Source organism: Pauljensenia sp. C0170B4 (genome assembly GCF_056590235.1).
The window spans coordinates 273,006-289,094 of sequence record NZ_JBWPVS010000001.1; the positions used below are offsets into that span (position 1 = coordinate 273,006).

The 16,089-nt window shown below is 59.6% G+C and carries 15 protein-coding genes; 4 read left to right on the forward strand and 11 right to left on the reverse strand.

The annotated features are described in order from the left end of the window. Positions 1 to 21: 21 nt before the first annotated feature. Entirely contained in the window at positions 22 to 1,473 is a 1,452-nt protein-coding gene (locus AC1EJ1_RS01230; RefSeq protein ID WP_285016326.1) for a DUF4232 domain-containing protein, read from the forward strand. A gap of 94 nt (positions 1,474 to 1,567) precedes the next feature. Here the strand turns inward: AC1EJ1_RS01230 and AC1EJ1_RS01235 are convergent, their stop codons facing one another. From AC1EJ1_RS01235 to AC1EJ1_RS01260, 6 genes are all read right to left on the reverse strand, one after another. Further along, positions 1,568 to 2,176 (reverse strand): response regulator transcription factor, encoded by a 609-nt coding sequence (locus tag AC1EJ1_RS01235; protein WP_092648880.1) that lies wholly within the window; start codon positions 2,174 to 2,176, stop codon positions 1,568 to 1,570. Continuing rightward, positions 2,173 to 3,456 carry a sensor histidine kinase gene (locus tag AC1EJ1_RS01240; protein ID WP_285016325.1) on the reverse strand — a complete coding sequence of 428 codons (1,284 nt, stop codon included), beginning with the start codon at positions 3,454 to 3,456 and terminating at the stop codon, positions 2,173 to 2,175. The genes AC1EJ1_RS01235 and AC1EJ1_RS01240 overlap by 4 nt, the downstream gene beginning before the upstream one ends. Positions 3,457 to 3,461: 5 nt before the next feature. After that, positions 3,462 to 4,289 carry an ABC transporter permease gene (locus AC1EJ1_RS01245; RefSeq protein ID WP_285016323.1) on the reverse strand — a complete coding sequence of 276 codons (828 nt, stop codon included), beginning with the start codon at positions 4,287 to 4,289 and terminating at the stop codon, positions 3,462 to 3,464. After that, a complete protein-coding gene (locus AC1EJ1_RS01250) occupies positions 4,286 to 5,317 on the reverse strand; it encodes an ABC transporter ATP-binding protein (protein WP_285016322.1) in 1,032 nt (343 codons plus the stop codon). The genes AC1EJ1_RS01245 and AC1EJ1_RS01250 overlap by 4 nt, the downstream gene beginning before the upstream one ends. A gap of 162 nt (positions 5,318 to 5,479) precedes the next feature. Beyond that, a complete protein-coding gene (locus AC1EJ1_RS01255; RefSeq protein WP_285016320.1) occupies positions 5,480 to 6,271 on the reverse strand; it encodes an SDR family oxidoreductase in 792 nt (263 codons plus the stop codon). Beyond that, positions 6,272 to 6,685, reverse strand: coding sequence for a hypothetical protein (locus tag AC1EJ1_RS01260; protein ID WP_285016319.1), 414 nt, complete (start codon positions 6,683 to 6,685; stop codon positions 6,272 to 6,274). Positions 6,686 to 6,813: 128 nt separating this feature from the next. On the opposite strand from AC1EJ1_RS01260, the gene AC1EJ1_RS01265 reads away from it, so the two are divergent. Further along, positions 6,814 to 7,611, forward strand: coding sequence for an SDR family oxidoreductase (locus AC1EJ1_RS01265; RefSeq protein WP_285016317.1), 798 nt, complete (start codon positions 6,814 to 6,816; stop codon positions 7,609 to 7,611). An 8-nt stretch (positions 7,612 to 7,619) separates the two neighbouring features. Here AC1EJ1_RS01265 and AC1EJ1_RS01270 read toward each other — a convergent pair whose 3' ends face one another. Then, complete coding sequence (locus AC1EJ1_RS01270) at positions 7,620 to 8,375, reverse strand: trimeric intracellular cation channel family protein (protein WP_285016314.1); 756 nt, start codon at positions 8,373 to 8,375, stop codon at positions 7,620 to 7,622. Between the two features lie 309 nt (positions 8,376 to 8,684). Between AC1EJ1_RS01270 and AC1EJ1_RS01275 the strand changes: the two genes are divergently transcribed. Beyond that, positions 8,685 to 10,097 (forward strand): aldehyde dehydrogenase family protein, encoded by a 1,413-nt coding sequence (locus AC1EJ1_RS01275; RefSeq protein WP_285016312.1) that lies wholly within the window; start codon positions 8,685 to 8,687, stop codon positions 10,095 to 10,097. An 18-nt stretch (positions 10,098 to 10,115) separates the two neighbouring features. After that, positions 10,116 to 11,234 (forward strand): alanine dehydrogenase, encoded by a 1,119-nt coding sequence (gene ald, locus AC1EJ1_RS01280; protein WP_285016310.1) that lies wholly within the window; start codon positions 10,116 to 10,118, stop codon positions 11,232 to 11,234. 750 nt (positions 11,235 to 11,984) lie between these two features. Here ald and AC1EJ1_RS01285 read toward each other — a convergent pair. The 4 genes from AC1EJ1_RS01285 to AC1EJ1_RS01300 form a co-directional block, all read right to left on the reverse strand. Beyond that, a complete protein-coding gene (locus AC1EJ1_RS01285; protein WP_070727851.1) occupies positions 11,985 to 12,770 on the reverse strand; it encodes a hypothetical protein in 786 nt (261 codons plus the stop codon). 11 nt (positions 12,771 to 12,781) lie between these two features. Then, positions 12,782 to 13,786, reverse strand: coding sequence for a transketolase family protein (locus AC1EJ1_RS01290; RefSeq protein WP_058237358.1), 1,005 nt, complete (start codon positions 13,784 to 13,786; stop codon positions 12,782 to 12,784). 1 nt (position 13,787) lies between these two features. Further along, on the reverse strand, positions 13,788 to 14,651 hold the full coding sequence (locus tag AC1EJ1_RS01295; RefSeq protein ID WP_058237357.1) for a transketolase: 864 nt from the start codon (positions 14,649 to 14,651) through the stop codon (positions 13,788 to 13,790). 176 nt (positions 14,652 to 14,827) lie between these two features. Continuing rightward, positions 14,828 to 16,087, reverse strand: coding sequence for an aspartate aminotransferase family protein (locus AC1EJ1_RS01300; RefSeq protein ID WP_480295216.1), 1,260 nt, complete (start codon positions 16,085 to 16,087; stop codon positions 14,828 to 14,830). Positions 16,088 to 16,089 lie beyond the last annotated feature (2 nt).

Genomic DNA, 16,089 nt, shown 5'->3' on the forward strand with positions numbered 1-16,089 from the left:
CCTGTGTGGCACACTGACACTGTGAAGAGCACACGGCGGCGGCGCGTACCAACAGGGGCCTGCCCCATCAGGCGCAGACGCAACCTGCTGGGCACCGCAGCGCTCCTCGGCCTCGCACTGAGCGCACTGATCGTCATCACAGGACAGGACATCCGCATGCCCGGTCCCGAACTCCAGTTCGACTGCAATGACTTCCCCGGGCAGTGCCGTGACTACCCCTTCCCCTACGGCTACCTCATCGCGATGCTGCTGCTCGTCATTGCCGTTATCGGGCTGTGGGTCGCGCTGGCGCGCCAACTGACAGGCAGCTGGTCGGGGATGCCGCGTTCTGGCGGCTCTGCTGAGCTGTTGGATCAGTCGCGCAAGAGCCCCACGCGTTCACGGACAGCCAGTCAATGGGTCTCCCTCGTCGTTGATGTGGCACTATGCGTCGTTGCGCCGCCGATCCTGGCAGTCGGTGGCCTGGCGCTGGCCTTCGGTGGATACGCCGCGGCACTTGGATTTGCGGGCGTGGCCGGCGTGCTGCTCGCGTTGGTGTTCGCCCTCACGACCAGTATTCAGACTCGCACAACCCGACCCGCCTGGATTGCAGGCGGAGCCGTCGCGCTCACAGCGATCATCGCAGTCTTCATCTCCGGAATCGCGCTGCTTTTCACTGGGCCGGGCCTGTTCGCGGTTCCTGTTATCGGGATTGTCGCCATGCTGCTGGCTCGCGCCGCCGCCTACGAGAGCATTCGCGAAAACTCTGCCGTCGAGTATGAAGGCGGTGCTCCATCCTCGGCAATCATCATCGACGAGGGTGACCCGACCACCGCTGCGTGGCGTCCTATCGCCCGATGCGCGGCGGTGGTGTGCACGGTGGCGGGGATTGTCAGCGTGAGCGCCCTGATGATTCTGCCTGCACCGGCTGACCGGTCGACCCCGATTGATCAGACTCCACCTGCTTCGTCTTCGGTGCCGCCGGAAGAAGCTGAGTCTGGAGCTGCGGTGGCCTCTGAATCTGGGGCGGTCGCTGAGTCTGGGGCGGTCGCTGAGTCTGGAGGTGAAGCGATGTCGGCGGTGGAGCCACTGTGCAGCCCGGACTCTCTTACTGCCGTGCTCGGTCCGGTGCAGGGAGCGCTGGGTGCTCGAGGCGCGATACTGACAGTGATTAACAATGGCGACACCGCGTGCTCTGTGAGCGGTGTGCCCGACCTGCAGATCACGATGAGTGGAGCAGACCTAGCGGTGAGCACTGTTGCCTCGCCCCGCGCCTCGGCGGCCGAATTTGACCGGGGAGTGGATATTCCTGCAGGTGCAAGCGCCGCGATGCAACTATCCTGGCGCGGAGCGGGGACGGAGGAATCTGACACGGTTGATATGACACTGGGCATCGCAGGTGGTGAAGTGCCGGTCGACGTAGCACAGGGCCAGGATGGCGGCAGTCTGGATATGGAGACCGGAACCCAGATCACCTGCGAGCCCTGGCGATAGGAAACGCTCATCGTGCCGATCAGCAGCGGTCAGCACGACGCCTGAACCAGAGGCAGGGCCCCTCGGGCCCCTACGCAAGCCCCGCGGGCAGTCCCTACAGCCAGCCGTTGTCGCGGGCGCGGCGCGCGGCATCCATGCGGGATGAGCCACCGGTTTTCGCCATGGCACTGGTGACATGGTTACGGACGGTGCCTTGAGACAGACCGACTTCACGCGCCACATCAGCAGTGGTGCCGCCGCCCTCGGCCGCACGCAGCACATCGATCTCACGCGGGGTGAGCGGATTGATCCCTAGGCCCAGTGTGCGCGCGGCAAGCTCCTGATCAACAACCTGCTTACCGTCGTTGACCGCGCGGATCGACGCGGCCAGAGCCTCCGCCGGCTGGTCCTTCAACACGAAGCCGGCCGCCCCCAGCGACAGGGCACGCGCCACCCACCCCGGACGGTCAAACGTTGTCAGCATCAACACGCGTGTATGAGGGCTCACCTCGCGCACGCGCGGCAGCGCCTGCAAACCATCGATACCGGGCATCTCCACATCCAGCAGCATCACGTCAATCTCTGCGCCCATGGTCTCGGCAAGGTCAACCGCTTCGCTGCCGTTCGAAGCCTGAGCGACCACCTCAATGTCAGGCTCCAAACCGATCAGCGCGGCGATACCGGCGCGGACAACTCCCTGATCATCGACAACTGCGACCCTCATGAGAGTGCTCCTTCACTGACGGGACGAATAGTGTCGCCCACCATTGACAGGGCAGGAGAATCCGCCCCATCGACCGGATCTACCGTGAACGTCACGTGCCATCCGCCCCCGTCAGCAGGCCCCCAGGTCACGGTGCCCACACCTTCGGCACGTTTTTCCAGCGACTCCAAACCGGTGGACATGCGCTGTCCCGCGTGAGCGCTCTGCTGACTGTCCGCAATGGTTTTCTGGCCGGCAGCGGCCCGGCTTCGACCCGCGGCAGCCGGCCTGCTGCCCCGACCGTTGTCATGTACGCTCACGCGAACCGGACTGAGCTCCACCCATACCCGGTCAGCACCGGAATGGTGGACGACATTCGCCATCGATTCACGGACCAGGTGAGCGGCAACCTGACTGGTTTTGCCCTCAGGTGGATGCCCCTCATCGCTCAGCGTCAGCACGATGCCCGCAGCGTCCGCCAGGTGCGCGGCCTGCGCCAGCTCCTGATCCAGATCCGCTTCACGCGTGGCGGCAACAACCTGTCTCATCTGCGCCAGGGCGTCATGTGATAATTCCTGGAGCTGTTCAAGGTAGGGGACGCCCTCGTCCATCTTGCCCAACTGGGCGAACCGGGCGACGACCTGCGCGTTGACGTTGATGGCGGTCAGGGTCTGCCCGAGGACGTCATGCAGATCCGCGCTGATGCGGCTGCGTTCTTCTGACTGGGAGGTCTGGACGCGCTCGGCCTGACGGATCCTGTCTTCTCGGTCATTGTCGATGGCGCGACGAGCCATGAACGTCATGAAAATCGTGCACAGCAGGATCGCCAGCCCAAAGGACGCCTCATTGATGTTGGCCAGACGCAGAATCACCAAAAGCACTGCGAGCAGGACTGAGCCGATCAGCAGCGCGCACGCCCACCGCGTGTACAGGTGGCGCGGAAGCTGCAGCACAATCACCGCGCTGATGTACGGCAGAAAAAAGAACACCGACACCGCATCCGAAAACGGCATCATACCTGCGAGCAGGACGCTCATGACGACGATCGTCGCCACCACCCACGGGTCCGTTGACCGTGAAACGGGGGCAGAGTCGGAACGGATCCACGTGGAAACGTACACCAGGATGAACACGGTGAGCCAGGCGAACATGGGCACAGCCTGCTCCGGGCTGCTGCGCACTCCCAGGATGATGCCGATGATCATGAAGATCAGGTACGGCAGTGCCCACGGCAACGAGCTGAGGCGCTCGTGCAGCGAACTTGAAGCCGCCGGTGAGTGCCACAGCCAGCTCCAGCTCATCGCTGTCAGTTCCTTTCAGTACGGCTCGAGCGAGTAAACGTCCAGACAGCTGCGGCCAACATTGCGAGCGACCAGACCGCGATATTGATGACCCAGCTCCATTCGAACGCGGTATCCCAGCCAAGCTGCGGTGCCCGAACAAGATTGATGATCCCATACATTGGTGTGTACTTCGCGACTTTCTGGACCAATGAGCCCATCTGCTCCATCGGTATGAACATGCCGGACAGGAATGCACTGACCAGCACCGTCATTGAGACGATGAAGTTCGCGGCGTTCTCACCGACAAGCTGGCCAACCGCGAATCCGAATGCCGCCAGGGGAAAACTGCACACGACAATCAACGCGAACGTCACAACCCAGGTAATTCCTGACATTTCAGCGCCGGTGAGTGCCCCTACACCATAGGTCACCAGTGCAGCCAGAGCGCCGACCAGGATTGCCGCACAGATCTGAGCCCACAGGTATGTTGACAGGCTCATTGGAGTCAGTGCCAGTGTGCGCCACCATCCGGTTCGACGTTGCAGCGCGGTGTTGCATGTTGCGCTCGCAGCCGATATGAGCGCTCCGTAGCATGTCAGACCGGCCAGAATGGCTGCCTGAACGTTCGCGTGCCCCACGCTGGTATCTGAGTATTCCTTGCCAACTGCGAACAGGAAATACATCAGAACGGGGATGCCGATGGAACCGCCGATGAACCACGGGTTGCGCAGCGTGTTATCACGCAACGCCATCATGAACTGTGCACCCAGTCCTTTGAGCGGCGGGGGAACAGGTCGGTCTGTCAGGTCTTGTTTCGTCAGGGTATGTGTCGTTGCGGCGTGCGTGCTCATGAATCTGACTCCTCCGTGTTCGCGCCGGTCAGGCGGGTGAACATTTCATCCAGGCTGGTTCGTTTCATTTGGAAATCCTTGATGCCTGCGGTGTTCAGCACCGCAAGAGCAGCCGGTTCAAGCTTTTCTCCGTCGATCGCGATTTGCCCGTCGTCGAATTTGTAGGTCCACTTGTCGGCCCCGGGCAGCGCAGTGATCTCATTGACGAGGGCGTCCCTATGCTCTTCTGAGACGGTTGCGCGAATATGGGCACGCTCCGTGTTCAGCAGAGTTCGGGAGCTTTCATCTGTGACAACGTGACCGCGATTCATGATGATGATGCGGTGAGCAACTGCTTCAACTTCTGACAGATAGTGAGTTGCGAACACGACGGTCAAGCCGCCTGTTGTCAGTTTCTCCATCGTCTGCCAGAACTGCATCCGTGAATCCACGTCCATTCCGGCGGTCGGCTCATCCATGATGAGAAGGCGCGGACGTGAAAGCAGGGCGATCGCCAGGCGTACGCGCTGCTGTTCGCCACCTGAACACTTGCCGATTCTGCGCGTTGCCAGGTTGGTGATTCCGGCCAGCTCCAGCACCTCATCCACAGGTGCGGGATCGACGTATGCGCTGGCCAGTGTTGACACTGTTTCACGAACGGACGGTTCGGGCGGCAGTCCGCCAGTTTGCTGAATGACTCCGATCAGGCCGCGCTTGATTGCGTCATGAGGAGCCATGGCGAAAAGCCTGGCTGTGCCCGAATCCTGATGGCCCAGACCCAGAGCGATGTCAATGAGTGTGGTCTTGCCCGCGCCGTTGCGTCCCAGCAGTGCGACGAGTTCACCTTGTTCAACGCACAGGGTGACACCGTCGACTGCGTGGACTTGACCGAACGAGCGGTGAATGTCGACGAGGTCGATTGCTGGTGGAGCGGATTGTGGTGCGCGTGTAGGCGCCGCCGATGATGCCTGCGATGACGTCTGTGCTGTGTGAGCGTTTTCGGATCGCACTGTGGAGCCACGTGTGGTGGCAATCTCATCTGTGTTCATGTCTTCACAGTACAAATGATTACCCGCATGTGGATAGAGCGATTGTCACGATCTATCTATCACAAATGTCATGGGGTGGGTGCGGACACTCTCGTGCCCTGTTTTCGCCACCGTGCTTCCTGGTGGTGTGCACACTTGTGCCTGGCAGCGGTGAGCGTGGCGCTACTTCCAGCGTGAGAACCCGCCTTCAGTGTTGATCACCTGACCCGTGACCCACTGAGACTCATCACTGAGGAGCCACACAACCAGCCGTGCCGGATCATCAGGGGTGGCCATCCGGCCACCGGGGAACTGCTCGAGCACATGCTGGCGCACCTCGTCCGTCATGTAGCCGGTGTCAACAGGGCCAGGATTGACAGTGTTGACGCGGATGTTCCTGGCCGCAAGCTCATCTGACAGTGTCAGCGTGATGCCTGCGATTGCTGCTTTTGAGGCGGCGTAGGCAACTTCGCCGCGCATCGGCCCCATCGCCTGCCCGGATGTCATGAACACGATCGACCCCTGGTCGCCGGCAACGGCCGCAAAGGCCTGCGCCAGCAGGATTGACGTGCGCGCATTGACACGCCAGTGGGCATCAAGATCGTCCGCTGTGATGTCACTGAGCGCGCCGTCATTGCCAGACAGCGCCTGGTTGCACACAACAGCATCAACGCGGCCATATTCGCTGCGCGCTGTATCGATCAGTGCCGCGGGGGCTCCCTCGTCAGTTAAATCACCACCGACGTCGATCATGCGGGCGCCGGACCGAAGGTGGGATCGGATGCCGGCGCACACGGCTGCAATGTCATCGCTGCCCCACGGCTGCTTGTCGTCATGGGTGCTGAAGTGGTGGCATACCACGTCAGCGCCCCATTCGGCGGCGCGCCGGGCAATAGCGTATCCGATCCCTGCCCGCCGGCTCACTCCCGTGATGACGATGACTCGGCCGGCCAGCGGGAACTGATCACGAGGCATTTACTGCGCTTTCTTGTCTTTCTTCATGGTGATCAGAGCCAAACCGATCGCCAGCATGAAGACGTCCTTTGAGAGCATCAGGCCTTCTTGCGAGGGGCGGATTCCGTCTGCTTCGGTCATCGCAGGGTTGCGGAAGTACATGGTGAGCATGCCCGAGGCGAATGCTGTCAGCGCCAATCCGGCGAGTTTGCGAGGAATAAACGGTGTCAGAAGCGATGCGCCAATTCCGATTTCCGATGCGCAGATGAACTTGCCGAATACCTCCGGGTCAAGTTCACCGAGCTGGGGAATGCCTGTGGCGGCCATTTCCTGCAGTCCGGCAGCGGCCTCGGCATCCAGATGCAGTTTGCCGATACCTGAGTTCAGAATGTAAGCGCCGGTGATGGTGCGCATGATGCCGGATGCAAGTTTCATGGGGGCCTCCTCGCATGAAAGGATCGTCTTGTTGGTGCTCGATCATTGCCAAGTCGACACAGGAGTGTCGTGCGTCCAGTGTATCGAAGGGGGTGAACAGGCATTGCCCGAATCGATAAGCTGACCCCATGACGATTACGCACGAGCTTTCGACAGATCGACCCATTGCCCTGATCACCGGCGCAACGCGCGGTATAGGTGCAGCCATTGCCCAGGAACTGTCCCGCACACACACCATCATCGTTGGTGGCAGTTCGGACGAATCAGTGGCGGCCGCCTGCGACAGGTTCATCGCAGCACGCCAGGCAGCTGCCACTGGCAGTAATACGGACATCTCCAGCCGAGACGCAGCAGCCACGGTCCGTCCATTTGTCGCAGACCTCAGTGATTTCGAACAGATGCACCAAGCCGTCGAAGACCTGCACCTGGAGCGCCTCGACATACTGGTGCACAGTGCCGGAACAATGGCGCCTTCAAGTACAATCGCCGAAACCATGCCTGACGAGTGGCTCCGAGTCCTGCGCCTGAACGTGGTTGCCGTGGCCGAGCTGACACGCCTGCTGCTGCCGGCTTTGCGCGCTGCCGGTGGCCAGGTCGTTGCGATTAACTCCGGAGCCGGTTATCGCGTGGGCGCTGACAACGCGGTGTACTCAGCCTCCAAGTTCGCCCTGCGTGCCTTCACTGACGCGTTGCGTGAGCAGGAGCGCGGCACGATTCGCGTCACTTCCGTGCATCCGGGTCGTGTTGACACAGATATGCAGGTGGACATTCAGCAGCGCGCCGGCCGCTCCTACCGCCCCAGCGATCACCTGCGCCCGCAGTCAGTTGCCGCCGCGGTGCGCATGGCAGTGGACGCGAGTGAGGAAGCAATGGTGGAGAACCTCGAAATTCGCCCGGTCGTGCCGCGCAGCAAACTGGGTAAGTAGGCGGTCCACTAGTCACCCTCGTCGATGGTGGGGGCGGTGGAATCTGGTCGCACAGGCTTCGAGTTCTTCCTGATGAATTGACGAGGGCGCCTTGGCCTCCACTGCTTGAGGCGGTGGATGAACAGGCGGGGACGCACCGACTGACTGCGCTCGTAGTGCTGTTCCTGATAGTCGAAGACAGGCAGGTGCCAGCTGAAGCGAATCGCGAGAATGCGGAAGACGAAGGTGACGATCAGCGTGATGGTCACGGCCCAGTCATCGTGCACGCCCAGTTCGGAAAGTGTGACGTACGTGCAGGTGGCGAGGAATGACACCGCGGCGTACAGCTCTTTCAGGAACACCAGGGGGATACGGTCGCACAGGAGGTCTCGCAGCACACCGCCCATCACGCCGGTAATCACTGAGGCGACGCAGGCGAGGATGAACGCCTGGGCGGGGCCTTGCTGGATGCCGACGTCCCAGCCGATGCGTGTGCCGAAAATGGAGAACACCGCCAGCCCAAGTGCGTCGAGACCAAGGAACAGCTTGCGGAAATGCTTCATCAATGAGGGAATCAGAACCGAAATCACTGCGGCGCACACGACAATGACCACGTAGTGGGGGTTCTTCACCCAGGTGAGTGGGTAGTGTCCCAGCAAAACGTCACGAATGGAGCCACCGCCAATGGCGGTCACCGCGGCCACCATCATCACGCCGAACAGGTCCATGCGCTCGCGGGCCGCTGACAGGGCGCCTGTCATGGCCTCGGCCGTGATTCCAATCATAAAGAGCACCGTCAGCCACATGCAATGTACTCTAACAAGCCTGCCTGTGAGTGCGAGGCAACGCCTGCTGGATACTTGCGCTCCTCACCTGCTTTATTCCTCCGTGCATATCTTGAAAACATAGTTTTTCCTTCTTGGAAACTGGTCGGAGCTATAGGCAAGAAAGGGAGTAGGGACGCTGATGGAGCAGATCGGAACAATCTTGAAGAAATTATCTGGAAGACCCAGCGCCGTGCGTTCCTCGCTAGTAGCATGTGAGTAGTCGCTCACTGATGAGTGTCATTCAATGATGAGTACCAGAGGATGGATATGACACGCACAAAACAAGAGGAAATCCGCGAGGCAGTCACGCGCTCACGGGAGTTCTTCTTCACTGGGAAAACCCGTGACCTCAGCTACCGCAAACGCACGCTGGCCGCATTTGAAAAATCAGTACGCGCCCACGAACGCGACATTCTGGATGCGCTGCACGCTGACCTGAACAAGTCGGACACCGAAAGCTTCATGACGGAAATTTCGCTGGTCCTGGACGAAATCAAGTTCATGCGCCGGCACCTGTCATGCATGGCAGCGCCGCACTACAAGATTCCCGCGCTTTCGCAGATGCCCGGCGTGCTGTCCGTGACGTATGAACCATTTGGCGTGGCACTGGTGATGAGTCCGTGGAACTACCCCTTCCAGCTGACAATGTGTCCCCTCGCCGCGGCGATCGCAGCGGGCAATACCGTGGTCATCAAACCGTCCGCCTACTCGCCGGCCACATCCCGCCTCATCCGGCAGATGTGCAAGGAGATTTTCGAGGACGGCTACGTGAGCGTCATCGAAGGTGGGCGCAAGGAGAACTCGGCACTGCTGGATGAAAAATTCGACTTTATTTTCTTCACCGGCTCCCCGAACGTCGGCAAAGTGGTGATGCGCGCCGCGGCGGAGCACCTCACGCCCGTCGTCCTGGAGCTGGGCGGCAAGTCCCCGTGCTTTGTCGACAAGACCGCTGACATCGAAAAGACAGCGAAGCGAATCCTGTTCGGCAAGCTGACCAACGGCGGGCAGACCTGTGTGGGCGTCGATTTCGTGTATGTTCACCGCGACGTCAAGGACCAACTGATCGAGGCGCTGAGGCGGGGGATCGACAGCGCACTGCCGACCGAGGAGTATCGTCGCAACTCCTTCGCCAAGGTGATTCACCCCAAGCATTTCAAGCGTCTGTCCGGATTGCTGGAAGGGCAGCGCCTGATCACGTCGAAGTCGCGCGACGCCAAGCCGGCCGATGTGACGCTGGAGGATACGCAGCAGATCATCCCGGTGTTGGTCGACGACCCCGAATGGGACAGCCCCGTCATGCAGGAAGAAATCTTCGGTCCCATCTTGCCGATCAAGGAGTTCACGGATATTGAGGACGTGCTGACGGACTACCAGGATCGCGACAAGCCTTTGGCGCTGTATATCTTCACCAGGAAGAAGCGCTTTGCTCAGCGCGTTGTCGAGGCGATATCCAGCGGCGGCGTGTGCATCAATGACACGTTGCTGCACATGTCCTCAACAAAAGCGCCCTTTGGCGGAGTCGGGAACTCCGGCATGGGCAACTACCACGGGGCCTCGGGCTTCAAAACCCTGAGCCACGAGCGAACGGTGCTGCATAAGAGCTGGTGCTTCGACATTCCGGTGCGGCACCACCCCTATGATTCCAAGTCCTTCTCATTCCTCAAAAAGATACTGGGTTAACACACAAGGGAGGTTTCAATGCGCGTAGGAATTCCAACCGAAGCGAAGAACAACGAGTTCCGAGTTTCAATGACCCCGAGTGGCGTCTCTGCACTTGTGCACGGCGGCCACGAAGTCCTGGTTCAGGCGGGCGCGGGTGTCGGATCTGCAATTTCCGATGAGGATTATGCCGCGGTGGGCGCCACCATCGTTGACGGTGCCGACGAGGTGTGGGCACAGTCCGACATGATCGTGAAAGTCAAAGAACCGATCGAATCTGAGTACGGTCATATCCGTGAAGGCCAGATCGTTTTCACCTACCTACACCTGGCTGCGGACAAGCCCGGCACGGATGCGCTGCTGGGAGCTAAAGCGGTTGGCATTGCGTACGAGACGGTGCGTTTGCCTGACGGCCGTTTGCCGCTGCTGATTCCGATGTCAGAGATCGCTGGGCGGTTGGCGCCCCAGGTCGGCTCGTATTTCCTTCAGAAGCCGCATGGGGGCAAAGGCGTCCTGATGGGCGGAGTGACCGGCGTGGAAGATGCACACGTACTGGTCATCGGTGGCGGCACCGCCGGAATCAACGCCGCTGCGGGCGCAGTGGGACTGGGCGCGGATGTCACGGTTGTCGACAACAATATCGACAAGCTGCGCCGGATCACGAACCACTGGGAAGGGCGCGTGTGCACGCGTTATTCCACGCCGCTGGAAATTTCGCGCCTGATCAAGAAGTCCGACGTGGTGGTCGGCTCGGTTCTGATCCCAGGTTCGAAAGCTCCCAAGCTAGTGACCAATGAGATGGTTGCATCAATGCAGCCGGGATCTGTTCTGGTTGATATCGCCATTGACCAGGGTGGCTGTTTCGAGGATTCACACCCCACCACTCATGAGGAGCCCACCTTCAGGGTGCACGACACCACGTTCTACTGTGTGACGAACATGCCGGGCACTGTCCCGGTGTCTTCGACGCAGGCACTGACCAACGCCACCTTGCCCTATATCCATGCGATTGCGGACAAGGGATGGAAGAAGGCTCTGGCCGATGATGTGGCGCTGCGTCAGGGTCTGAACACCTTCGACGGGAAGATCACCTTCCCCGGCGTTGCCGAGGCATTCGACATGGAATGTGCCAGCGCGGAGGAGATCGTCGGAGCGTAAGAGGATTCCACCTTCACGGTTCCAGCCGGGCGGGTGTGCGGGCGCAGAAGCGTCCGCACACCCGCCCCTTTCTATGTATGAGTGTGGACGAACACGTAATAGATCATGCCGGGTCGGCTCGCACGAAGGCCTCGCCTAAGCGACTGTGCCTGCACGAGCACCCAGATTTTCGAGGCTCGCGCACGCGCCCCCATGAATCTCAACGCACTGCGCGAACGACCGCCAACATCTCAAGGCACCGCGCGCACATACCCCTAGATTTAAGAGGCCCGCGTGCACAATCCCCTAGATCTAAGCGCCCTGCGTGCACATACCCCTAGATCTAAGCGCCCTGCGTGCACATACCCCTAGAAAAGAACGGAGTTCTCATGAGACGATTTGCAAACCTGCAGGTCAGAGAGGGTGAGTGTGATCGCGGGCGTCGGGGAGCGCGGTTAATCTAGGGGAATGTGCACTACGAGGGCTTAAATCTAGGGGAATGTGCACTACGAGGGCTTAAATCTAGGGGAATGTGCACTACGAGGGCTTAAATCTAAGGCTTCGTGCATAAAACGGCTTCGATCTCGAGCCTCGTGCGCGTCACATGAACAGATAAGCGGTCTCAACGCAGTGGTGCCGGCGTTCGGAATGATCCGAACACCGGCACCTCGTGCAACTCAGGCGTTAGGAGCAGCCCGGCCGGGCTACAGCTTATTGACGGGCCCGTCTCGACTGGACAGAGCAGCTGCTCAGCCGAGCCTGAGCGTGCGGCTACTTTTGGGCGTACTGCCCGACCAGCATCATGAAATCACCGATCTGAGCACCGAACTCCGGCGCACCTTCCATGATCAGACGCTTCTGTGCAGTCAACGCCAACATGTCCGCTGTCTGCAACAACACGCCGAGCGCCGCATCCAGGTCGGTGAAGCGCATCGTGAAGAAGGGCTGCGACCGCTTGTATGCGCCGCGCGCAGAACGGGTCTTGCCCGCCTTGACACGGATGTAGCCAGCCAGGTCATCGCGGCCATCTACCACCAGGGCGTAGACACGGTCAGGTGACATCTTCGCCCATTTCGCCACCTCCGGGTGTCCAGCCTTATTGAGCTGGCTGATACCCGACGGCAGCAGGTAGAACATGAGCTTGACCATCAGTGCCTTGGTTTCCTCATCAGCCGGCGGCTCCGAAGCGCTGAGCAGTTTCTGCATCTTGAGCAACCCCATGACTACGGGAACAACCCAGTTCAGGTGATGCACGTGGCGGAACTGCGGTAACTTCATCGACGTGCCTTTGAAGAAGGCGTTGAAGTGATCGATATCGTTGAACGCCAACTCCACAGTCGGTTCGTCTTCACTGGGTCCAAGCTTCACCGAGATGTCACCCTCGTCGAAAACGAGGTGAGTGGCCCACTTGTCGCCCTCGTGCGGGAAGGAAAACTGGACGATACCGGTCTTTTTGGCGAACATCTTGTGCAGCGAGGTCTCCTCGATGATGACTTTCAGCAAGGGGATCGCACTGTTCAGGAAGATCTTCGCAGTGTAAATAGCTTCTTTATCCATGGAGTGTCGCCCTAAATCTCATCCGCCCAGTCGTCGTCTTCTTCGAAGTCCATCTTGAGCAGTTCATGGACCGCCGTGACGACGCCGGCAGTGTCGATACCGTGGTAGGCCATCAGGTCTTCCTGCAGGCCAATGGGGGAGAACTGGTCTGGAATTCCCAGACGCTTGAACGCGCAGCCCATACCGGCAGATGCGATGACTTCTGAGACCGCGCCGCCCAGACCGCCGATGATCGAGTGATCCTCCACGGTGATGATGCGTCTGGTGTCGTGAACGGCCTTGCGTACCGCTTCCTCGTCCAGCGGCTTGATCGTGTGCATGTCCAGCACGCGCACCTTCACGCCGTCAGCGGCCAGTTCGCGGGCTGCCTGAACAGCTGAGAAGACTGTGCAGCCACACGCAATGATCGTCGCGTCTGAGCCGTCGGCAAGCTGAACAGCCTTGCCGATTTCGTAGCCGTAGTCCGCCTCGCGGTACACGATCTGGTCGAACCCACGGTTGATGCGGATGTAGACCGGGCCTTCCATCTCGTAAGCGGCCTTGACTGCGTTCGCCGTCTCCATACCGTCAGCAGGCACCAGCACGGTCAGGTTCGCCAGCGACCGCATGATCGCGATGTCCTCAATCGAGTGGTGCGTGGAACCGGCCTGTCCGAACGAGGTGCCCGCGTGGGAGCCAATCATCTTGACGTTGAGGTTCTGATAGCAGATATCGGTGTGCACTTGGTCAAGAGCGCGGCACGAGTTGAAGATCGCGAACGAGGACGTGAACGGAATCAGTCCGCAGCTCGCCATGCCGGCCGCCACGCCGTACATGTTCTGCTCAGCGATGCCCAGGTTGTAGAAGCGATCTGGGAATGATTCCATGAACGTGCCGATCTTGGTGGATTTGGCCAGATCAGCGGTCAGAACAACAATCCTGGGATCGTCTTCGCCAAGTTTGGACAGCATCGCGCCGTAAACTTCAGCGGTTGACAGTTTCGTGGTGTCAATACTGGTGTAAACAAGGCCTGCCATCTTACTTCTCCTCCAACTTGGCTAGACGTTCGGCGTGATACTTGTCGAGGCTGGCGAACGCCTGATCGCGCAGCTCGTCGTTGATTGCGCCGTAGTGCCACTTGTAGTCACCGGCAGCGAAATCAACACCTTGGCCTTTCACCGTGTTCAGCACGATGCAGGTGGGCTTGTCTGTTGTGTTCTTCGCCGTTTCGAGGGCGTCGATGATGGCTGCGTGATCGTGACCATCAATGCTCAGTGTGTTGAAACCGAAGGCTGTCCACTTGTCGGCAAAGGGCTCGAGCTTCATGACGTCCTCAGTTGGGCCGTCAATCATGGCCTTGTTGCGGTCCACCATCACGACAACGTTGTGCGCGTTGTAGTTGGCGATTGCCATTGCGGCTTCCCAGATGGAACCCTCGTTGCATTCGCCGTCACCGAGCATGCAGTAGGTCATGAAATCTTTCTTGAGCTGCGTTGCCGCCAAACCCATGCCCAGCGCGATCGACAGGCCGTGGCCGAGCGATCCGGTGGAAGCATCCAGGCCGTTGACCTTGTTGCAGTCCAGGTGGATGCCGAGTTTTGATCCTGTCAGGTTGAAGGTCTTCAGCTCGTCGTGGTCAACGAATCCCAGGTCGGCCAGGACCGTGACGAATCCGATTCCTGCATGCCCCTTCGACATGACGAAACGGTCACGATCCTCCCACTTGGCATTCTTCGGATCAATGTTCATCACGTGGTAATACAACACTGTGACTGCATCGATCATGGAGAGTGCGCCGCCGAGGTGGCCGGAGTGCGCGTGGTAAACGGTATCGACGATATCGTGACGCAGGAAATTTGCTTTATCCTCGAGTCGCTTGAGCTCGTCTAGTGATACGGGCATCGTAGCTCCTTTACTACTTTTCTCATATGTGCTGTCAGTCTGCACGCCCGCCTCAGACGTGCAGGTAAACGGGTGAAGATCAGGTGTTTCTGAAGACAGGCCGCCGGTGCGGACAGGTGGGCTGGTGCCGGCTGCATGGCCAAGCGGGCCGCGTCTGTCCGCGCCGACCGGTTTGCCTACAGGATCAACTCATCTTCCTGGGTATGCAGTTCTTTGAATGCTTCTCTGGCAACGTCCCACGTGAACTCAATGTCCTCATCGGTCAGTGAGCAGTTGATGAAGTGGTTGTGGTGGTTGGTGAAGAAGACTCCGCGCTTGACGCAGTTACCGACGAACGCCTGGTGCAGCATCGACGACGGGTCATTATCCAGGCGCATGAACCACATGGACGGCTCACCGGTCACGACCAGTTTGTAGCCTTCTTCCTCAGCGACCTTTTTCAAGCCGTCGGTCAACTTGCGACCTTTCTCCTTCATGACCGTGGCACCGTCGATTTCCTTCATGATTGTCAGGCATTCGATCGCAGCAGCCATCGGTGCTGCCGACAACCAGTAGCTGCCTGTGTAGAACACGGAGGAAGCTGCAGCTTTGAGCTCGTCAGATCCACACAGCGCGGAAATGTTGAACCCGTTGGCCAGAGCCTTGCAGAAGCAAATCAGATCAGCCTTGAAACCGTAGTGGTAGTCACTGCCTCGCTCATCCAGGCGGAAACCGCATCGCACGTCGTCGATGATCAGCACGATGCCGTGCTTGTCGCACAGCTCGCGAACTTTCTGCCAGTATCCCGGTGCCGGAAGCTCATTGTCCACGAACGTAGGGTGATAGTACGGCGTGGAAATGATGCCGGCGATCTGGTTCGGATACTTTGCGATCGCCTTTTCGAGGGCGTCGATATCGTTGAACGGCAGATCGATGACATTGGCGAGGTCAGCGTCGGTGATGCCGGCGTAACCGACGTACTGCATCCACTGCGCCACGCCGTGGTAGCCACCGAAGAAGCGGATGATCTTGTCACGCCCGGTTGCGGCGCGCGCGGTCAGGACCGCCATATTCGTCACGTCGCCACCGTTCTTGGCGAAGAACGCCCAGTCGGCGCTGGCGACCTCATCGACCAGCAGTTCAGCAAGTTCGATCATGCGTGTGGTCGGAAGCGTTGTGCAGTTGCCCTGCTCAAGCTGCTTGATGAAGGCTTCGTTGACTTTTGGATGGTTGTAGCCCAGTACGTTGGGGCCGTATGCACACATGTAATCAATGAAGCGGTTCCCGTCCACGTCCCAGATGTAGGAATCCTGGGCATGATCAGCGTAGAACGGGTAACTCTCGATCGGAATGAAGCAACCTTCGGAAGGACCGAGGTGTCCGTAGATGCCGGCGGGAATCACCTTTGTGGCGCGGTCGAACAGCTCGTGGCTCTTGGGGTATTCATATGTGTTCATCG